Source organism: Gracilimonas sp. (genome assembly GCF_031581265.1).
Classification (GTDB): Bacteria; Bacteroidota; Rhodothermia; order Balneolales; family Balneolaceae; genus Gracilimonas.
The window spans coordinates 1-18,086 of record NZ_JAVLBQ010000002.1 but is presented as its reverse complement, the minus strand read 5'-3'; the positions used below and the strand labels follow the sequence as shown (position 1 = coordinate 18,086).

The following is an 18,086-nucleotide window of genomic DNA, read 5'->3' as shown; positions in this document are numbered from 1 at the left end:
AAAGGGCGACTGTTGATAGCAGTCGCCTTTTTTATGTAGTATACTTCTTTAAGAAATCATCTTTGTATGATTTGCCAACCGGGATTATGGTCTCACCTATTTTAACAGTATTCCCTTCTACATAGTCAATGTGCGAAAGTGAAATAAGGTATGAGCGATGTATACGTATAAACTGATGTTCCGGCAACTGCCCACAAAAATCTTTCATGGTTTGATAAAAGGTAATTTTATTATCGATGGTATGAACCGTGATATAATCTCCCTGACTTTCAGCAAATAATATTTCCTCAAAGGGCATTCTATATATTTTCCCATCCGCTTTTATGCTGATGGCTGACTCATGTTGAGCCGGGTCTGAAATTACCCTTTCTGCCTTTTCAACGGCTTTTAAAAAGCGCTCAAACGAAAAAGGTTTGAGCAGGTAATCAATTACATCCAGCTCATATCCATCCAGGGCATATTCGGAATAGGCGGTAGAAAGGATGACTTTTGGCGGATTGGTTAGCGTCTTAAGGAACTCAATCCCTGTAAGTCGTGGCATATTGATATCCAAAAAGATCAGGTCAATTTCATGCTCTTTTAAAAAACTGCGGGCCTCCAGTGCATTTTTGCATTCTCCGATAAGTGTAAGCTCACTTACATCATTGATATACGTGCGGAGAACGTCCCGGGCTGCCGGTTCATCATCTATAATCAGGCACCTCATCATTCCAGCTCCATGGTTAATTCGAGGGTGTACGTATTTTTATTTGTGGAAGTAGAAAGCGAATGCCGACCCGGATAAGCAAGTTCCAGTCTGCGTTTGGCATTTTGAAAACCCGTACCACTTGATTTTTCAGAATCAGACTGATTTTCATAGAAGGTGTTTTCAGATTTCAACTTCAAGGTATTTTGCTCAACGCTTAAATGGATGGAGATAAAAGAATCATCTGCACTAAGGTCGGCATGTTTAAAGGTGTTTTCAATAAAGTTGATAAGTAGTAAAGGCGCAATTTTTTGATTCGAGAGTTGTACTTCTAAATTAAATGCTGCTTTGTCCGGATCGTTTAACCGTTCTTTATGCAACAGGAAATAATTTTTTAGATAATCGATTTCTTCTTCTAAAGGCACAGAATCCATATCCATTTTATCGACTACATATCGCAACATGTCGGAGAGCTGGAGAATTAATTTTGGTGCTTTTTCGGATTTCTTTAAAGCTTCACTGTAAATGGTATTCAGCGAATTGAATAAAAAATGAGGATTTACCTGGGCACGGAGGGCTTTTAGCTCAGAGGCTTTCTTTTCTGATTGTAGTTCAGAAATCTTTTGTTGGGCTTTAAGTGAACTGAACCAACTTCTGGCAAATTCCATGGAAGAAGACAGGATCAGGTATAAGGTGACAATCCCAATAAACTCCAAGCCACTGTATAATCTTACCAGGTAATAATTAGGAAAAAGCCATCCCGCAAAAACATCAAAAGTTAATGTATACAGTGGAATGGTAGACCCATAGAGCCCTAATAAGGTTGTAATACCATACACCCAAAAACGAGACTTGGCGAGATAATTGGGAACCAAATGAAAAGAATGCATCGAAACGGCGTACACCAAAGGAACATGAAATAGGAAAGTGTAAATATAGTCGATGCTTTTATATTCGTCATCATAGCTGAAAACTTCTAAACCAATATAGAACGAGATGGCCCAAAAGAGCAGGTAGCTGACTATTTGTTGCTTCGTTTTTTTATTCATTTATGGGACTCATTTTTTCTAAAATAATAGGATCTTCATACGCATTCTCCTCATTTCCATATTTAGATACAAATTTATGGAGCTCATCCGAAGATGCGGTTATCAAGATTTCAGAGGAGTCATCAAATTCAGAATACATACGTTCATGTTTAATGCGCACCTGATTGTTCGAAATTAGGTCACGTATCCAAGAACTTGCAAAGGGTTCAATCACAAGACGGTCATTTTGTAACTGCACTTTAGAAAAGGTGTTCACATTCAGCCGATGAGAATTTGCGAAAGTGGAATTTACCTCCAAATCAACTTCAAACAATTTAAGGTTTAAATAATAAGTACCGTCAATTTCGCCCGTCATACCAATATAAATTTCAGGGTTGAAATTAGGTTCATCCGGTTTTTCACGTAGAATTAAGTACCCAGGGAAGCCCAGGGAATCAGTTTCACCGGGATCAAAGCTAACATCATCACTGGGATATGATTTTATAATTTGAGCAATAACTTCAGGAGTTTTATCGGAGGCAAAAGTCCACCGGGTATCTTTGGATTCATACACCCCTTCAATCCCCTCCATCATCTTGACGTTTTGGCTCGTGATTAAAGGGTGTGCAGATTTAAGAAAGCAACCACTGCTAATCAGAGCAACAATTGCTATAAGAACGAAAATTTTCAGATGATTATTCATAATGTTTTTATTTCTGGTTATTGAGTTGCACCAAAGAAAAGAACACCTGAACAATCCATAAAATATTTTCGATGAACGAACCAATTCACTCGGTGAATAACAAAGAAAAACTAAAAAACTGCTAAAAGCGGTAAATTTTAATCAATGAAACTTTAATATGGGGAAATTGAACAGTATAATCAGCTGAACCAAATTTAAAGACTATGAATAAACTAACTACGCTACTTACTTTATCATTTTTATTGGTATTGACTGCATGTCAGCCAAAACAGGAAACAGAAAACGCAGCAGAACCACCGACTAAAGAATGGTCCATCGCTCTTCATGGCGGTGCGGGCTATGTCTCCCCGGATATGCCAGAAGATCGAAAGCAAGCTTACATGGAATCACTGGAAGAAGCCTTAGCTATAGGCTCTGAAATTTTAGCCAACGGTGGCTCAGCCCTTGATGCGATTGAAAAAACCGTCAATTACATGGAAGACAACGAGCTCTATAATGCAGGGAAAGGAGCTGTTTTTACTTCTGAAGGCAGAAATGAATTAGACGCCGCCATCATGGACGGCTCAACCCTGAATGCCGGTGCAATAACGGGAGTAACAACAGTCAAAAATCCGATTACACTGGCTCGCCGTGTTATGACCGATTCGAAACACGTATTCTTTTCCGCTGATGGTGCAGAGACCTTTGCCGATGAAACCGATGTAGAACGCGTGGACCCAGAGTACTTTTATACGGAACGCAGGTATCAGTCTTTGCAAAGAGCCAAGGCAGAAGAACAGGAATCGAACCTGATTGAGACCAATGAAGAGAAGGAATGGAAATACGGTACAGTGGGAGCTGTAGCCAAAGATGTAAATGGTAATTTAGCCGCAGCTACCTCAACCGGTGGTATGACGAATAAAAAATATGGCCGTGTAGGAGATGTTCCCATTATCGGTTCCGGAACCTATGCCAATAATTTAGTTGCTGTATCAGCTACAGGTTGGGGAGAGAAAATTATGCTGAATGTGTCGGCTCACACCCTGGCAGCTCATATGGAATTTCAAGAAGCTACTTTGCAGCAATCTATGGATTATCTGGTGGATGAAGTGTTAGAACCCGGTGATGCAGGCTTCATAGCAGTAGACAAGTATGGTAATTTCTCGATGAAAACAAATACAGGCTCCATGTTCCGAGCAGCCACCGATTCTGAAGGAAATAAAGAAATAGGAATCTGGTAAATATCAGTTTTACAGTGTGAAAGTGTTACAGTGTTTACGAAATACTAACTACGTAAACACTGTAACACCTAAACACTCTCGCACCGTAACACGAACTACCCTAATCTAAACTGATCTCGCAGTTCCTGAATATAGATTCCGATGTCATTTCTCAGTTCAAACAATCGGGCGTGTATCTCTTGATATTGCTTTTTGGTGAAAAGGCCCTCTTTTTTAAATCCCTGTAGCAAACCGAGGGCACTATTCGCACTATTTAGTCCTTTTTTGGAATAGGCAATATTAGCGCCAATATATTCTTGTTCAAAGCCGAATGAATGACCACCGGCAATTTTAGCTCCAATTTTCAGCACTTCATCCACAAAGCTGTGTAAATCTTTGGAGTGTAATTTAGGGTGTACGGTTTCAAACCACTTTAAGATATCAACGGCGAGATCTTTGGTATCCAGGTAGATGTTAAGGCTCTCAAGTTCAGCATAGTCGGAGTAGATGTATTCGTCACTCAGGCTCTTCCATTCTTCGCCTTCGTCAAAGTCATCAAAATCATCGTCATCGTCCATGTTTAGGAATTCGTCATCAGAAAGACCAAATAAGAAATCCTCGTCATCCCAGTCATCATCTTCATCTTCCCAATCGTCTTCATCTTCGGGGAAGTAGGCTTCATCCATTAGTAGTTCTTCTTCAACGTACGCTTCAAAAGCGTCGTCTTCATTTTGGCTTTCTTGCAGAAGGGTGATCCACCGAGGGGTGTTACCTTTAGAATCTGAGGCTATGAATTTTCGAAGCTGCTCGCTCTTTCTTTCAACCTCATTCAGATGAGCTTCCCATTTGAATTCGTCCCAGTGTTCGTCATCGAATCCATCAAAATGCATGTGCATAAAAGGCAGGATATTGGTTGTTATTTATTATAGAAAAGGAATTACGAGTAGTAATGCAAGACCTTGTGGAAAAGTTACGCTTTTTGTGGATAATTAATCGTTAGAGTCTCTCTAAAACTCCGATTATTATCTGAGTCAATTTGGGCTCTGCCATGGCGGCGGCTTCCAATACATCTTCAATGACTACCGGCTCAAGTGCCTCCGGGAAGCATTCATCCGTGATCACAGAAATCCCTAATACATCCATTCCCATATGGACGGCTGTTATTACTTCCGGTACCGTACTCATCCCCACCACATCTGCTCCAAGCTGACGCATATATCGATACTCAGCTTTGGTTTCAAGCATAGGTCCGGTGACGGCTAAATACACCCCTTGATGCATTTTTATAGCATTTTCTAAAGCTACATTTTCAGCCAGTTCCAGCAGTCGCTCGGTGTAAGGTTCACTCATATCAGGGAAGCGCGGACCAAGTTCATCATCATTAGGACCGATAAGCGGATTATCTCCCTGGAAATTAATGTGATCTCTAATCAGCATGATATCTCCGCGACTGAAATTGGTATTCAATCCGCCGGAGGCATTACTTACGATCAGTGTTTGCGCGCCTATGGCCATAGCTACCCGAACCGTGAAAGCAATCTGTTGCATGGTATAGCCTTCATAATAATGGAATCGACCCTGCATGGCTACTACATCTTTTCCACCAAGTTTTCCAAAAATGAGTTTACCGGCATGGCTTTCTACGGTAGAGACTGGAAAATGGGGAATATCTTTGTAGCTGATTATATGATGGGTTTCAATGTCATCAGCAAGTTGACCTAAACTGGTTCCCAAGATAAACAGGTATTCAGGTTGAAAGGCGGTTTCTCCTTGTATAAAGGAAACTGCTTTGTCTCTTTTTGCTCTGAATTCTTCAACCGTGTCGTATTTCATGTAGAAATATTTTATAAAAAAGGATAATTGATATTCTCAAAGTTAAGAACTGGTCAACTTGAAAACATCAAATTTGGAAAAGGTTAATCAATTTCATCTAAGATATCATCCAGGCGATCACTTCCGGGAGGAAAGGCATGATCTTCGTCATCGTCTTCATCATTGTCCTTATTCTGCAAAGGAGTATCTTCAAGGTCTTCGTCAAAACTAAATTTCGGAGTGGTCCCGGTATTCTCAATAGCTTCGTCGAGGTTTTCTTCTTTGGGAAGACTAAAAACCCCCATCTCGTCATTACCGAATTTCTCAACCGATTTTTTGGCGTTATCTAAGTAAGAAGAAATACCGTTTATGATTTCTTCACGGCGATCGAGCAGTCGTAATATACTTTGCCTGATTTGCTGCCGGTTATGGTTAGCTTCTTTGATGATAGCATCGGCTTCCATCTCGGCTTTTTGGAGTGTGTTTTTGGCCTCTTGTTTAGCCCCGGAAATTTTCTGTTCGGTTGATTCTTTGGCTGTTTGAAGCGTTTCGTGAAGAGCGTCTTCAACGCGTTCATAGTGTTTAACGCGCTCAGTCAGTTTATCAATTTCCTGCTCTAATTCCCGGTTTTTATTAATCAGGTGTTCAAATTCGTTTGCGACTAAAGTAAGGAAAGCATCAACATCTCCGGTGTCATATCCACGGAGTGATTTTTCGAAAGATTGTTGTTTTATCTCAAGCGGTGTGAGTTTCATAAAAACCTGATTTTATCTTCTTAAAGGCCTATTAAAAGTAACATTTATTCATTTAACATGTTACGCAGATTTCCATCATTGTCTTTTTCTTTTTCGGATGATGAACGAACTTCTTGTTCTTCTATTTCAATATCGCCCATGGTTTCATGCGTTTCATCCAGTCGATACTGTTCTTCTTCAAGGTCAGATACAATAGCCTCAAGATTAGTTAATCTTCGTTCGGTGTTTTTCTTGAATTCCCCAAGAGCTCTAAAAAATTGAGGGTCAATATCGGTATTTCCGCTTTTCCTGTTAATCCACTGTCTGATCAAGCTGAAAATGTTCCAGAATAAAAAACCGGCAAACCCCAATCCGCCGATAATGGCAACAATCGCAATGATAAACTCTTCACCACTCATAATTTTTAACCTTTAATTTCGAGTTCTGTTCCTTCTGGAAGTATTATCGGAATTTTGTTCCTCAACTTCATCATCAATTTCAATATCACTCAATGGATTAGTAGTACTTTTTGCCGAGCTTTTCTTTGAATTGGAAACTTCAGCTTCCAGCTTTTCGACACGGGACTTCAAATTATGTACAATTTGACGAAGTTCGTGAACTTCCCGGGAGCCCGACATTCTTTTAGCTTCCATTTCAAGCTCCTTTTCTTTGTACGAATAGATAAGTCCACCTGCTACCGAAACAATAGCGATTATGGCATACCAAGGTAATCCAAAAAACATAATGCCCTCAATTAATTAGTTCTGATTTTTTGATTGAAAATCATACGCAAACCTTTAGTCATAGTTTCGCGCACCAAATATGGCACTGCCTATTCTCAGCATGGTTGCACCTTCTTCGATAGCAACCTTAAAGTCGTTGGTCATGCCCATAGAAAGATGCTCTAACTGTACACTGCCGGAGTTGTTTTCTTGGTGCTCATCAAAAAGCTTTTTTAACAACTTAAACTCTGAACGAACTTCTTCGGAATCATCCACGAAAGAAGCCATGCCCATCAATCCTTTTACCTTAACAAATTTATAATCCCGGGCCGACTCAAGTATTTTTTCAACATCTCCGGGTTTACAACCGCCTTTCTGTTTTTCATTGCTGATGTTGACCTGCACCAATGCATTCACAACACGATTGGCTTTTCCTGCTCTTTTATTGATTTCTTTTAAGTATTTGGCTTTTTCAACAGAGTGAATCCATTTAACGCGATCAGCAATGTATTTAATTTTATTAGTCTGAAGGTTCCCGATGAAATGCCAAACAATGTCGGGCTTGGCGATGCTTTCCATTTTATCTTCAAGTTCCCGCATTCGGTTTTCGCCAAAATGGAGCTGACCGGCAGTAACCGCAGAAAGGATATCCTCATTTGGCTTGGTTTTACTAACAGCCACCAAGGTGATATCCTTCGGGTCGCGCCCGACTTTTTCACAGGTTTTATTTATTTCTTGTTGAATGTCGGAAAGATTTGAAGCTATCTCTTGCTCATTCATAAAAAACAGACGTTTTTTCGGGTTTCACTTAATTAACCATAAGATAAGCTTTTATCATTCATGAATAAGCCTTATTTTTGGGAGCTCTAATGATATTGTAATTAATGGTTACTTATTGAGATTGATATTATTCAAATTCATAATTCCGCTTTCGACGATAATGTCGGATTCAAATAAACGAGGGGATAGATAGCATGTCAACCCGAATCCGGCAGATATCAACTTTCCTCGACCAGTGGGCGCCACCCAAAGTAAAAATGGATTACGATAATGTCGGATTACTTGTAGGAGACCCGGAAGCGAATGTAACCTCCGTTCTTACCTGCCTTGATGTAACCGACGCTGTTGTTGCCGAAGCTATTGAAAAAGGATGCCAGCTTATTGTAGCTCATCACCCACTTATTTTTAGCAAGATCGGAAGCATTAATCCCACCGACGAACAAGGCCGCATAATTTACAAGCTGATTAAAAATGATATTGGCTTACTGGTTGCTCACACGAACTTAGACGCCGCATTGGATGGCGTCTCTTTTGTTTTGGCAAACATTCTTGGCTTGGATAATTTGAGGTTTTTAGATAAGAACTACTCCATCAGCCGAAAAATCAGGATTATTACTTCTCATGCGGACAGTGAAGCCGTCCTAAAATTATTGAACTATCATTCTGCTGAAGAAGCACACTATTTTGATGTGAAAAGCCGGGAAGATGGACTCAAGTGTTTTGAAGCAACTATTGATCAACACAATGTATCGGTGCTGAAAAAAGCCCTTGAAAATGAGGGTATGCTGAAAGAAGGAAGTTTCCAGGTGATTGATCTGGCTTCAACATCACAAAATTTTGGAATGGGTGTGATCGGGGAATATCCGGAAGAAGGAATTGGTAAAAATGAATTTTTGCACCTGGTTTCCAAAGCATTAAATGTTAAGGCCGTTCGCTATTCAGGAGATGTTGATCGTATTAAGAAAGTGGCCGTTTGTGGCGGAGCCGGAGTATTTTTGAAGAACAAAGCGATTAGTGCCGGCGCTCAAGCCTTTGTAACGGCCGATATTAAATACCATGACTATTTCACCGAGAAGGATGATTTCCTGTTGCTCGATGTGGGTCATTATGAAAGTGAATTTCCTGTTGCCGAAGCTATTAAAAATGAATTATCAGAAGCATTTGAAGGTATTGAAATCTCGGTAACCCGAACTGAAACGAATCCGATGCAGGTCTATGTATCGGACACTAAACCTAAAACTATTCAACCAAGCTGAATCTCACTCCATGAAAGAAGTATTACAAAAATTAGCGAACCTGCAATACATTGACAGCCGCATTGACGAACTGAAACAACTCCGAGGTGATCTTCCTGAAGAAGTGCTTGATCTTGAAACAGACATTGCCCGTAAAGAAGCTCGCCTCAATAATCTTAAGGATGAAGATAAAAACCTAAAGGTTGAGTACGATAAACTGCAACTTGATCTTCAAACTGCTAAAGAAAAAATAGAGAAGTACGAAGATCAGCAGTTAAACGTGCGCAATAACCGCGAATATGACGCTCTCACTAAAGAAATAGAGGCGCAAAAACAGGTTATTGAAAATGCCGAGTCGCGACTCAAAGAAATTGAGAAGCGAAAAGAGGAAATTGGTCCTGATCTTGAAAAAGCTGAAAGTGAACTCGAAGAAGCAGAAAAACTTCATAAAGAGAAAAAGGATAACCTCGACAAAGTAATTAAGTCAACGGAAGATGAAGAAGAAGGACTTCTTAAAAAGCGCAGAGAAGTTGAAGAAGAAATTGATGATCGCTATATGAGAAGTTATAAGCGACTTCGTGAAGGACTGAACAACGGAATGGCTGTTGTTGCCATGGACCGTGGAGCTGCTCTTGGAATGGCTCTTCCCCCGCAGACACAGGTTGAAGTCCGCCGCAAAAACAAAATCATTATTGATGAGAACAGCGGTCGCATTGTATTAGATCAGTCATTTTTTGACAATGCCAAAGAACAACTATCTATCTGATAACTTGATCAGCACATTTTTGAAAAGGGAAGTCAATAAGGCTTCCCTTTTTTTGTTAAGGGATTTTATATCTAAAAATTAAGGGATATAAAACGATCGCTAAAAGCCTTATCTTTAGCATACAGGAAAGCCGGGTGATCGCCTGGCACATAACTTTTATTTGTTAAGATGATTCAAATCAGTGAAGACTCTTAACGGTTGTCATCCTGAGCGCTTAAAAAGTATAAACAAGGATTAAATATTTAACGCGAAGGATCTCAATGCTTGAATCAGATACAAGTATAAACTGATAAAGAAATAAAAATTATGTGCTGGGAGGAAAGTCCGGACACCAACAAGTACCGTGCTCCCCGATTCGGCTTAGCCGGCGAAGGGGAGGCTTCCCGTCAGGAATGGCGGGATGATAGACAGTGCAACAGAAAACAGACCGCTTCAGCGCGGAGCGCTGAGAAATTTCAAGTCACAAATTCCAATGACCAAATTTTATGTAATAATTAAACATTGGGATTTGATATTTGGTGCTTGGAGTTTTCAACGCTCCGCGTTGGAGTAAGGGTGAAAAGGTGAGGTAAGAGCTCACCGCCCCAAGGGTGACTGCGGGGGCACGGCAAACCTCGCGGGGTGCAAGTTCATGCAGATGGTATACGCCGCTTGTCGTGACGCCATCGGGTGGAATGCGCCAGATAAATGATCGCCCTCGACAGAATCCGGCTTACAGGCTTTCCTGTTTGAAATTATATCAAAGCCCTGCTCTTAATGAAGAGTGGGGTTTTGTTTTTTAGTGGTGGTGAGATATCTGAGGAGAGGCCGTCTTTGTTCTTATCCGGATTTGCAATAAAAAGCCCCCCTTCTAGCAAAAGAAGAGAGGCTTGAATGATTGGATATCAATCGAATATCAGTATCGGTTCCAGTCGTCGTACCAGTGGTCCTCGCGGATATCCGCTGTCTTGCTGGCAGATTGCCCATTAGAGGTCACCGTTATCGTAAAGATGCCGGTATCTACATTGCCGGTTACGTAATTGAGGTTTGAGGGACTCAGGTACTGCTGGACCTGTTCATCAGACCAGCCGAATTCGCGGAGGCGTTCTGCACGTTCGCGCATCTGCTCTTTTTCCTCTTCGGTGCGTTCGCGCTCCCAAAATTCCTGCTCCCATTCTACAGTGTTTAGTCCTGCTTCACCTTTACCTTCAAATTCATAGATCAAACGTCCGGCCTTATATACTCCAATCGTGACGGGGTCATTCTGCTCTTCGCGTAAGTAGTAGTTGATCACTACATCCTCGGAAGCAGGTTCGCCGTTGAAGTTAATAAAGCTTCCGGCGTTATCACCGTTGTCTACCCAACGGTAGGTTGGCTCAATGGGGAATAAGTGAAAGTCGCTGTTCATCATGTCATGGGACATCTCTTGCAGCCATGAGATATCGGTAATAAACATGCCACGTCCATGGGTACCTACAATCAGGTCGTTCTCCCGGGGATGGATTTTCAAATCATGCACCGGTTGGGTAGGCATATCGCCCTTCATGCGATTCCAGGAGTTGCCTCCGTCCAAAGAAGCGTACACATGCATGTCGGTTCCTACAAAAAGAAGATTGGGGTTAGTATGGTCTTCACGAATTACATTAACAGCCTCATTATCCGGCAGGCCGTTGGTGATTGCAGTCCACGATTCTCCCCAGTCGGTGGTTTTGTATACAAAAGGCCGGAAATCATCACGGCGAAGGCCGGTGTAGGTTACATAAGCTGTTCCTTCGTGATGCTGCGATGCGATGACTCGGCTGACCCAGTACTCAGGGTTGCCGGGAATGATGTCGTTCAGTTTGGTCCAGTTGTCACCGCCATCTCGGCTGAGTTGTACATTGCCATCATCGGTGCCTGCCCAGAGTTCACCTTCGCTGAGGGGAGACTCGTCGATGGTGGTGATAGTAGCATACTGTATGTTCCCGGTCCCCACGATTTTGGCAGAGTCAGCATTGCTGAGGTCGGGGCTCACCACTTCCCAGGTCTCCCCCCTGTAATTGGAACGAACCAACACGTTTCCGCCATGATAAATAACATCTGAGTTATGCGGAGATATCAGAATCGGTGACATCCAATTCCATCGTGTGTTCCTGTCAATGTTTCGATAGGCGATACTCGAAGTCTCTCCGGTCTTGAGGTCACGTCGGACGAGAGGGCCGAACTGTGATTCATTATAAAGGTACCGGCTGTTGCTGGGGTCGACCTCTTGGTACATCCCGTCACCGCCACCGACTCTTTTCCAGTCTTCCAGATGGATTGGGTTGCCGCTGCGCTTGGTATTGGGCCCCATAAGAGAGCCGTTGTCTTGCGTGCCGCCGTAAACGTTGTAGGGATAATCCATGTCAAAACCGATAGCATAGAACTGTGCCAAAGGCTTCTCATCGGGGTGATACCAGTTATCTCCGCCGTCATACGTGATTCCCATGCCGTGGTCGTATCCCAGAATCATATGCTTAGGGTTGTCGGGATCGATCCAGATGGCGTGGTTGTCGCCTCCAAAGAAAAACGGGCGGTCCCAAGTCTTGCCTCCGTCAGTGGTCTCCCACATACGAATGCCCAATACGTACACATGATCAGGGTCCTGCGGATCAACGCCCATTTGCTGGTAGTAGTAGGCTGGGCCGCCACCCACATTTTCTTCAGGGTCGTGCGTCAGATACCAAGATTCGCCCATGTCATCCGAGCGGTAAACCTGATCGCCGATGTTGTCACCTTCAACGGGTCGCCCCTCCAGCAGTGCCTGATGGCGTTCATCGTAGCTCATACCTTTTACATTGACGTTTTCAATGTTGGCGTAAATAATATTCGGGTTAGAGGGCGCAAAATCGATGCCGATCCGTCCAAGCATCCCCCCGGGCAGTCCTTTAGATAATTTTCTCCAGTTTTCACCTCCGTCTGTAGACTTATAAATTCCGCTGCCGGGACCGCCTTCATTGAAAGTCCATGGCCGGCGTACCTTGTCGTAAGTTGCCGCCAATAGGATATCAGGATTGTCGGGATTGATAGCGATATCAACAGCACCGATATTTTTACCAGCAACAACCACGTCTAAAACTTTATTCCAGCTTTCGCCTCCGTCGGTTGACTTATAAACACCTCGTTCGGGATTTTCGGAGTACAGATGTCCCAGCGCTGCAACCCAGACGATGTCCGGGTTTTCCGGATGCACCAAGATTCGGCCGATATGATGCGATTCCGGCAGCCCCATATTGGTCCATGTTTTACCCGCATCGGTGGATTTGTAAACACCGTCGCCGTAGTAGGTGCTTCGCGAGTTGTTTGCCTCTCCAGTACCTACCCATACAATATCAGGGTTGGTAGGAGCAACAGCTACGTCACCGATTGAAATCACGCTTTCATGGTCAAAAATAGGATTCCAGGTAAAGCCGTTGTCCACAGATTTCCACAGTCCGCCGGAACCGGTGGCGGCGTAGATAATGGTATGATCTTGTTTGGGTACGGCATAATCCACATATCGGCCACCTTGTCGGGTCGGTCCGATATCCCGGTAATTCACATCGTCTAACATAGCATCGAGCTGAGCCTGGGCATAGCCCTCTGTATTGATTCCAAGTAATATGGTAAGGGAAGCAAGCAAGAATATTTGCCACCCGCGGGTAATTCTATTCATAAATTCCTTATTTGTGTTAAATGGAAGAGAGATTAATTAAGAATAAAGGCATTCGGCAGACGGGAATCCAGAACCGAATTTCTTTTCTCAGGGTATTTTCAAGAATTTACGAATGGTTGGGGAGGGTAGTCTGGAATATAGTTAAGTCGGTTGCTTGGTCGTTCACTAATCAATTGAACTGCTAATAAGCAATGGACAGAAAGATCGATTTGAGTTTTCCATAGTTTAATCTCGTTTCTTTGATCAGGCTTTATCAGGTCAAAATAGAGTACAAAATCCTACAACCACTTTTGGCTAGTTTTAGAAGCCAGTAATCCATCTTTTCGCTCGGCATGAGTAGGATAAAAGGGAATAATTAGATGAGAGTGGGCCTGCCTGCCGGCAAAGGCAGGGTGATGGATGGACTTGGGCTTAAATGATTTTGCCATGCATAAACAGGTAATGCTGGTAGCGGTTTCCTTTTTCTTTTGTTGACAAAAGCACCATACCGCATCCCATTTTGTTTATTTTTTACCCCTGATTTTCCCCAAAGCTCGTAAATCAAACCGAATTTGTAGGGGGGTCTTGTCTCTCCATGCCCCTAAATGAATATGTGGTGCCGTTGAGACAGCATTATTCCCAATTAGGGCAACTTCTTGACCAGACTTGACAGATTGACCAGATTCTACATCCGGATTTCGTATATGCGCATAGACTACCTGAACACCATTTTCACAAGAAAATCTGATTTCTGAAGCGCCTTCTAATTCCGTTCTATCCGGAAATTTTCCGGGTTGATTTGTTAAATCGTTTATATTAACGGATGTCACAGTGCCATCGAAGGGGGCTAAAACGGGTACTTCCCAACCAAACCAATCCTCATTATTCAGTCCGTTATTTTTAAACAAACTTGGAATCCGATGTCCTTTTAATCTTGTGGTATCATTTCTAATGACCATGCAATCCCTACCATAAGCATCTCCCAAATTAGTAAGCTCACCTTCAGCATGTTCAGCACAAGTGAAGGTGGTGTTCATCACAGGATAAAGAACTACAGCTTCGATTTCTTCGCTTGCCTGAGCTAGTAGGTTATTTATTCCATAAGGTTGGAATAGAAAAAGAGTGCTTAGAAAAATTAACCATAAAGATCGTTTCATAAAGATTCATTTTGTATCGTTCATTCTCCGTTTGTCTCAACGATCAAACCCCTGTCGGGTGTAATGATCAGGTCATGCTTTGCCAGTATCATCCCAATTTCTTGAGTGTCTTCGAGCACTCGCATATTGTACCATTTGTAGCGCTGATCCACCTGCGAAAGTGGCTCGTCTGTGAGTCGCTGTATTTTCTTTTTAAGCAATTCCCGCGCTTTTTCTTCGCCTACCAGTTCAACCATTGCATCAAGCTCTATCCAGCCAACAATAAGGTGTAAAAATGTACTATAGTCAGAGACGGGTGCGTTCGGATAGAGTTGCTGAAGTTCCTTAATAATTTCCACCTCTTCTCCATTTTCCGGTGCTCGATACGGAACGGACTCACTGACAAACCAGTGTGCTTGTTCATGGACGAAGATGGACATTTGTTGTTCATCACTGTCAAGAAAATCGGTATTGAGCGTTAGAATGGGATGACTATACGGTTGTGCTCCTACTTCAATTTTGACTTCTTGGGTAAAGATCCAGGGATCGAGATCGTATGATGACAAAATCCGCCTTAGCTGTTGGCGTGCTTCCTCCTCTTTCTCTTTTACAAAAATAATCTCAGTCTCTGTACCACTACTTTGTGCTTGAACGGTAGCTGATTGCAAACTGACCAAGACAGCAATTGTGGCAAAGATGAACTTTCTCATAATCTGTATGTTTGGTTTAAGTGGCAAGCCCCGCTGCGAAATCCGCTTGAAACGGTTTGGCGGCTAAGCGGCGAGGCAAGTAAATCTGTTTAAGTCCCGAACCGCAAACTAGTCCGCTTGAGCCGCTGGTTAAGTGAGCGAACCTACTAAGCAAACATTTCTTGCAAGACACTAAGCATTTTCTCTTCGGCTGAACTGCTGATTGCGCCAAGTTTTTTGATCAAACGGCTTTTATCTACTGTACGAATTTGATCTAAAACAATCTGTCCTTTTTGGCCTTGAAATGTAGTCGTTATCCGCGTTGGATAATTTTTGATTGTGGAAGTCATCGGTGCGATAATGACGGTTCTGATATGTTTATTCATTTCATCGGGAGAAATGATGACACAGGGACGAGTTTTCCTGATTTCAGAACCTTTTGTCGGATCAAGCGAAATCAGATGAACATCAAACCTTTGGACCGGATTTATTTTTACCATGTCCACTCAGTTTCATCCCAATCGGATGATTTTTCAATTTCTTCTTGATCCAACAAGACATCATCACCTTGTTCAGCCATTTTTTCGAAGGACGCCTCCCAATCTTTTCGGATTGTTTCAGCAGAACGAAGAACAATTTCATTGTCTCTGAGAATCATCTCGATTTCTTCAGTAATTCCACTTTCTTCAATCAGGGGTTTTGGAATTCGAACCCCTTGGGAATTCCCAATACGAATTATTTTTGTTTTCATGGTTTCGATATTGTATGAATCAATTCTATAATATAATTACAATGTACTTACATTTCAACGAAAGGAGAGAAGCTTTATTGAGCCACTTAACGACATTGCGCATAACCGGCAGGCGCAAGCGTGTTGAATTAATGACAAAATGAAAGAGTAACTAATAACTGGAAGGGAGGCAAGGGAATGGCGAGGCCTGTCCGAGTTAATGCGCTGGTTATACCGCCTAGATTTATAGGCATGATTTTCGTTAGACTTGACAAAATATTATTTCGACTCCCAGTGTCTTATCGTTTTCCACCACGCTATTGTTAAGACCAAAGCTAAAAACTGTATTATAGGATTGTCAAATGGTAACATAATGTCAAAGATAGTTTCAACTACTCCAGCAATAAAACCAGTAGAAGCTATGCTTGCAAATATACTTAAAACTCCTGTTGTGGCAAGATTAATCCAAGTTTCGTTATTTTGTTTGTCAGGTTCTGTGTCTATTGAGTTGGTTTCGTTATAATTTTGCAAACTATTTCCAAGTTTAGAGGTATTCTCTGAAGTATTACTTTTATCTTTGTCTTTAAGCATCTTAAATAGAATTAGTTCATCAAGTCGATAAACTTATTCGAAAGATCTACGACGTTGTTACAAAATAAGCGGTATAAGCGCGGGTTATGCCAATGTTGTGGCGCGTTATATTTAAAGTTCAATCCAAAATATTGTTATCATTTAAACTGATTTCAACTTAACATTCCTTATAGAAATCTCTAAAAAGCTCATTTTAGATGAGCGAAATAGTAAACTTTATTCTCGGATAAAATCTCTCACCTTCTTAAAATATTGATGTTCCATCATTGATCTATGACCTCCTTCTTTAACTATTATGTATTGGACTTCATTCTTCAAAAGATAGTTAATTTCGTTTTCTGAAGGAGGCCCGATTGCTTCATCGTTTTCTCCCATCAAGAACATCGATCTTTGCAGCATTTCCTTTGTGTAATATTCCTGGTAATCCAAAGCAACAGAGAGTTGTAACAATTTTGCAACATGATAAACTTCTATAGAACCAAAACCTTCTTCTGGCTCAACATATACTAATTCATCATCTACATATTTAAAATCTTTTCCTGATTCATAGGCTTCTCTCGCTTTTTGTGGAAAACTGATTCGCACACCTGCCATAATATATTTATCAGCAGTTTCTTGTCCATTGATAAGATGATATTGGGCTAAAAGTCCGCCATATGAATGACCAAGAATTACAACGAAGTGTTGATTTTCATAAAGAGCTTCAAGAGCTTCGTCAATAATCCTAATCGTACTATCAATTTCTGCTTTAGCTTGTTGGGATGTTAAGTTAGTCGTTGCACCAAAGACGGATTGGTTTACTACTTGTGATTGTTTTAGTCCAACGACACTATAGTTAGTAAAAGCATCCTCTACGCCCACACTCAATAGTTGGCTTTTGGATATAGAATTTCTAGGCCCACCTTGTAAAAAAACAACTACAGTATCCTTTAATTCTTCAGGAATTTCAACGGGTGAAAATATTGATGAGGGGACAAGATATTCATATCCATTTTCATCAATAGTAGTTGGTTTATAGGGCTGCTCTACTATCTTAACTCTACTACATGAGTATGAGGTAATTAAAAGTATTAGTAAAGTAAGAAAAGTTAAACGATTCATAGTTACTACAAATTTATCCTTTGGTGATGACAAATGTCTTGGAGTATATTGAAACTAGTTACCATATATCTTGTTGTTCAATTGTTTCCATTCTGTTAATCCGTAATGCGCCACAACATTGGCATAACGACCCAGCGTTTAAACGGCGCGGGGATTATAATTTAGTTGAAGTAGCAAAATTAATTCCTTAGAAACAAGTTTGATCGAACTTCGACCGCGTCCGCTTTGAAACGCATTGTTAGGGCGAGACAGCTATACCAACCACACAACGTGCAAAACCACCGCTGACCTACAAGCTAAAAATGCCGGAAATAAGCGACAGGCGCACGGGAAAAAGCCTGCGAAGGATGGAAGAGGAGGCAAAGCGCCACACTTTTAAAAGCCAAAAAATTTAGAATCGAACACGTGGCGCCCCGACGCTTGGGAAAACTTTAGAAGAGGCAACCCACACCAACGACCTGAACCGGCTACCTGACCCAAAAATTACCACCGGCTGGAAGCCCACATATTTTGACAGAAAGTAATGCGCCTGACGCGCCCTAAC

Annotated in this window: 20 protein-coding genes and 1 other RNA gene; 4 read left to right on the top strand and 17 right to left on the bottom strand. The window is 41.7% G+C overall.

Annotation, left to right across the window (positions count from 1 at the left end; translation table 11 throughout):
* Positions 1–31: 31 nt before the first annotated feature.
* The 3 genes from RI561_RS01100 to RI561_RS01090 are packed head-to-tail and all read right to left on the bottom strand — an operon-like array spanning position 32 to position 2,308.
* The gene (locus RI561_RS01100; RefSeq protein ID WP_395078367.1) at positions 32–709 is read right to left on the bottom strand and encodes a LytR/AlgR family response regulator transcription factor; all 678 of its coding nucleotides are present in this window, start codon (positions 707–709) and stop codon (positions 32–34) included.
* The gene (locus RI561_RS01095; RefSeq protein WP_395078366.1) at positions 706–1,734 is read right to left on the bottom strand and encodes a sensor histidine kinase; all 1,029 of its coding nucleotides are present in this window, start codon (positions 1,732–1,734) and stop codon (positions 706–708) included. Before RI561_RS01095 ends, RI561_RS01100 begins: the two co-directional genes overlap by 4 nt.
* A complete protein-coding gene (locus RI561_RS01090) occupies positions 1,727–2,308 on the bottom strand; it encodes a hypothetical protein (RefSeq protein ID WP_395078365.1) in 582 nt (193 codons plus the stop codon). Before RI561_RS01090 ends, RI561_RS01095 begins: the two co-directional genes overlap by 8 nt.
* A gap of 311 nt (positions 2,309–2,619) precedes the next feature.
* Between RI561_RS01090 and RI561_RS01085 the strand changes: the two genes are divergently transcribed.
* Positions 2,620–3,636, top strand: a complete 1,017-nt coding sequence (locus tag RI561_RS01085) for an isoaspartyl peptidase/L-asparaginase family protein (protein WP_395078364.1) — start codon at positions 2,620–2,622, stop codon at positions 3,634–3,636.
* A gap of 95 nt (positions 3,637–3,731) precedes the next feature.
* Here RI561_RS01085 and RI561_RS01080 read toward each other — a convergent pair whose 3' ends face one another.
* The 6 genes from RI561_RS01080 to RI561_RS01055 all read right to left on the bottom strand — a co-directional run bounded on the left by RI561_RS01080 (position 3,732) and on the right by RI561_RS01055 (position 7,663).
* The gene (locus RI561_RS01080) at positions 3,732–4,511 is read right to left on the bottom strand and encodes a hypothetical protein (protein WP_395078363.1); all 780 of its coding nucleotides are present in this window, start codon (positions 4,509–4,511) and stop codon (positions 3,732–3,734) included.
* A 100-nt stretch (positions 4,512–4,611) separates the two neighbouring features.
* A complete protein-coding gene (locus tag RI561_RS01075; protein ID WP_395078362.1) occupies positions 4,612–5,448 on the bottom strand; it encodes a purine-nucleoside phosphorylase in 837 nt (278 codons plus the stop codon).
* A gap of 83 nt (positions 5,449–5,531) precedes the next feature.
* Positions 5,532–6,182: a DivIVA domain-containing protein gene (locus tag RI561_RS01070; RefSeq protein WP_395078361.1), complete on the bottom strand. Its 651-nt coding sequence runs from the start codon at positions 6,180–6,182 to the stop codon at positions 5,532–5,534.
* A 44-nt stretch (positions 6,183–6,226) separates the two neighbouring features.
* A complete protein-coding gene (locus RI561_RS01065) occupies positions 6,227–6,580 on the bottom strand; it encodes a hypothetical protein (RefSeq protein WP_395078360.1) in 354 nt (117 codons plus the stop codon).
* Between the two features lie 12 nt (positions 6,581–6,592).
* Positions 6,593–6,904: a hypothetical protein gene (locus RI561_RS01060; RefSeq protein ID WP_395078359.1), complete on the bottom strand. Its 312-nt coding sequence runs from the start codon at positions 6,902–6,904 to the stop codon at positions 6,593–6,595.
* Between the two features lie 54 nt (positions 6,905–6,958).
* Positions 6,959–7,663, bottom strand: a complete 705-nt coding sequence (locus tag RI561_RS01055; RefSeq protein ID WP_395078358.1) for a YggS family pyridoxal phosphate-dependent enzyme — start codon at positions 7,661–7,663, stop codon at positions 6,959–6,961.
* 194 nt (positions 7,664–7,857) lie between these two features.
* Between RI561_RS01055 and RI561_RS01050 the strand changes: the two genes are divergently transcribed.
* The 3 genes from RI561_RS01050 (at position 7,858) to rnpB (ending at position 10,395) form a co-directional block, all read left to right on the top strand.
* Positions 7,858–8,919: a Nif3-like dinuclear metal center hexameric protein gene (locus RI561_RS01050; RefSeq protein WP_395078357.1), complete on the top strand. Its 1,062-nt coding sequence runs from the start codon at positions 7,858–7,860 to the stop codon at positions 8,917–8,919.
* Positions 8,920–8,929: 10 nt separating this feature from the next.
* A complete protein-coding gene (locus tag RI561_RS01045) occupies positions 8,930–9,664 on the top strand; it encodes a zinc ribbon domain-containing protein (protein WP_395078356.1) in 735 nt (244 codons plus the stop codon).
* A 122-nt stretch (positions 9,665–9,786) separates the two neighbouring features.
* An RNA gene (gene rnpB, locus RI561_RS01040) (RNase P RNA component class A) lies at positions 9,787–10,395 on the top strand.
* 164 nt (positions 10,396–10,559) lie between these two features.
* On the opposite strand, the gene RI561_RS01035 is transcribed toward rnpB, so the two are convergent.
* The 8 genes from RI561_RS01035 to RI561_RS01000 form a co-directional block, all read right to left on the bottom strand.
* A complete protein-coding gene (locus RI561_RS01035; RefSeq protein WP_395078355.1) occupies positions 10,560–13,316 on the bottom strand; it encodes a hypothetical protein in 2,757 nt (918 codons plus the stop codon).
* 278 nt (positions 13,317–13,594) lie between these two features.
* Positions 13,595–13,744 (bottom strand): hypothetical protein, encoded by a 150-nt coding sequence (locus tag RI561_RS01030; protein ID WP_395078354.1) that lies wholly within the window; start codon positions 13,742–13,744, stop codon positions 13,595–13,597.
* 75 nt (positions 13,745–13,819) lie between these two features.
* On the bottom strand, positions 13,820–14,452 hold the full coding sequence (locus tag RI561_RS01025) for a M23 family metallopeptidase (protein WP_395078353.1): 633 nt from the start codon (positions 14,450–14,452) through the stop codon (positions 13,820–13,822).
* Between the two features lie 20 nt (positions 14,453–14,472).
* On the bottom strand, positions 14,473–15,141 hold the full coding sequence (locus RI561_RS01020; RefSeq protein WP_395078352.1) for a hypothetical protein: 669 nt from the start codon (positions 15,139–15,141) through the stop codon (positions 14,473–14,475).
* A gap of 146 nt (positions 15,142–15,287) precedes the next feature.
* On the bottom strand, positions 15,288–15,620 hold the full coding sequence (locus tag RI561_RS01015) for a type II toxin-antitoxin system PemK/MazF family toxin (protein WP_395078351.1): 333 nt from the start codon (positions 15,618–15,620) through the stop codon (positions 15,288–15,290).
* Positions 15,614–15,871, bottom strand: a complete 258-nt coding sequence (locus tag RI561_RS01010) for an AbrB/MazE/SpoVT family DNA-binding domain-containing protein (protein WP_395078350.1) — start codon at positions 15,869–15,871, stop codon at positions 15,614–15,616. Before RI561_RS01010 ends, RI561_RS01015 begins: the two co-directional genes overlap by 7 nt.
* A gap of 258 nt (positions 15,872–16,129) precedes the next feature.
* Positions 16,130–16,441 (bottom strand): hypothetical protein, encoded by a 312-nt coding sequence (locus RI561_RS01005; RefSeq protein WP_395078349.1) that lies wholly within the window; start codon positions 16,439–16,441, stop codon positions 16,130–16,132.
* Between the two features lie 216 nt (positions 16,442–16,657).
* The gene (locus RI561_RS01000; protein ID WP_395078348.1) at positions 16,658–17,542 is read right to left on the bottom strand and encodes a hypothetical protein; all 885 of its coding nucleotides are present in this window, start codon (positions 17,540–17,542) and stop codon (positions 16,658–16,660) included.
* Positions 17,543–18,086: the final 544 nt, after the last annotated feature.

Coding starts and splice junctions, on each gene's coding strand:
- RI561_RS01100 (WP_395078367.1), bottom strand. CDS start 709: ATGATGAGGTGCCTGATTATAGATGATGAACCGGCAGCCCGGGACGTT.
- RI561_RS01095 (WP_395078366.1), bottom strand. CDS start 1,734: ATGAATAAAAAAACGAAGCAACAAATAGTCAGCTACCTGCTCTTTTGG.
- RI561_RS01090 (WP_395078365.1), bottom strand. CDS start 2,308: ATGATGGAGGGGATTGAAGGGGTGTATGAATCCAAAGATACCCGGTGG.
- RI561_RS01085 (WP_395078364.1), top strand. CDS start 2,620: ATGAATAAACTAACTACGCTACTTACTTTATCATTTTTATTGGTATTG.
- RI561_RS01080 (WP_395078363.1), bottom strand. CDS start 4,511: ATGCACATGCATTTTGATGGATTCGATGACGAACACTGGGACGAATTC.
- RI561_RS01075 (WP_395078362.1), bottom strand. CDS start 5,448: ATGAAATACGACACGGTTGAAGAATTCAGAGCAAAAAGAGACAAAGCA.
- RI561_RS01070 (WP_395078361.1), bottom strand. CDS start 6,182: ATGAAACTCACACCGCTTGAGATAAAACAACAATCTTTCGAAAAATCA.
- RI561_RS01065 (WP_395078360.1), bottom strand. CDS start 6,580: ATGAGTGGTGAAGAGTTTATCATTGCGATTGTTGCCATTATCGGCGGA.
- RI561_RS01060 (WP_395078359.1), bottom strand. CDS start 6,904: ATGTTTTTTGGATTACCTTGGTATGCCATAATCGCTATTGTTTCGGTA.
- RI561_RS01055 (WP_395078358.1), bottom strand. CDS start 7,663: ATGAATGAGCAAGAGATAGCTTCAAATCTTTCCGACATTCAACAAGAA.
- RI561_RS01050 (WP_395078357.1), top strand. CDS start 7,858: ATGTCAACCCGAATCCGGCAGATATCAACTTTCCTCGACCAGTGGGCG.
- RI561_RS01045 (WP_395078356.1), top strand. CDS start 8,930: ATGAAAGAAGTATTACAAAAATTAGCGAACCTGCAATACATTGACAGC.
- RI561_RS01035 (WP_395078355.1), bottom strand. CDS start 13,316: ATGAATAGAATTACCCGCGGGTGGCAAATATTCTTGCTTGCTTCCCTT.
- RI561_RS01030 (WP_395078354.1), bottom strand. CDS start 13,744: ATGGCAAAATCATTTAAGCCCAAGTCCATCCATCACCCTGCCTTTGCC.
- RI561_RS01025 (WP_395078353.1), bottom strand. CDS start 14,452: ATGAAACGATCTTTATGGTTAATTTTTCTAAGCACTCTTTTTCTATTC.
- RI561_RS01020 (WP_395078352.1), bottom strand. CDS start 15,141: ATGAGAAAGTTCATCTTTGCCACAATTGCTGTCTTGGTCAGTTTGCAA.
- RI561_RS01015 (WP_395078351.1), bottom strand. CDS start 15,620: ATGGTAAAAATAAATCCGGTCCAAAGGTTTGATGTTCATCTGATTTCG.
- RI561_RS01010 (WP_395078350.1), bottom strand. CDS start 15,871: ATGAAAACAAAAATAATTCGTATTGGGAATTCCCAAGGGGTTCGAATT.
- RI561_RS01005 (WP_395078349.1), bottom strand. CDS start 16,441: ATGCTTAAAGACAAAGATAAAAGTAATACTTCAGAGAATACCTCTAAA.
- RI561_RS01000 (WP_395078348.1), bottom strand. CDS start 17,542: ATGAATCGTTTAACTTTTCTTACTTTACTAATACTTTTAATTACCTCA.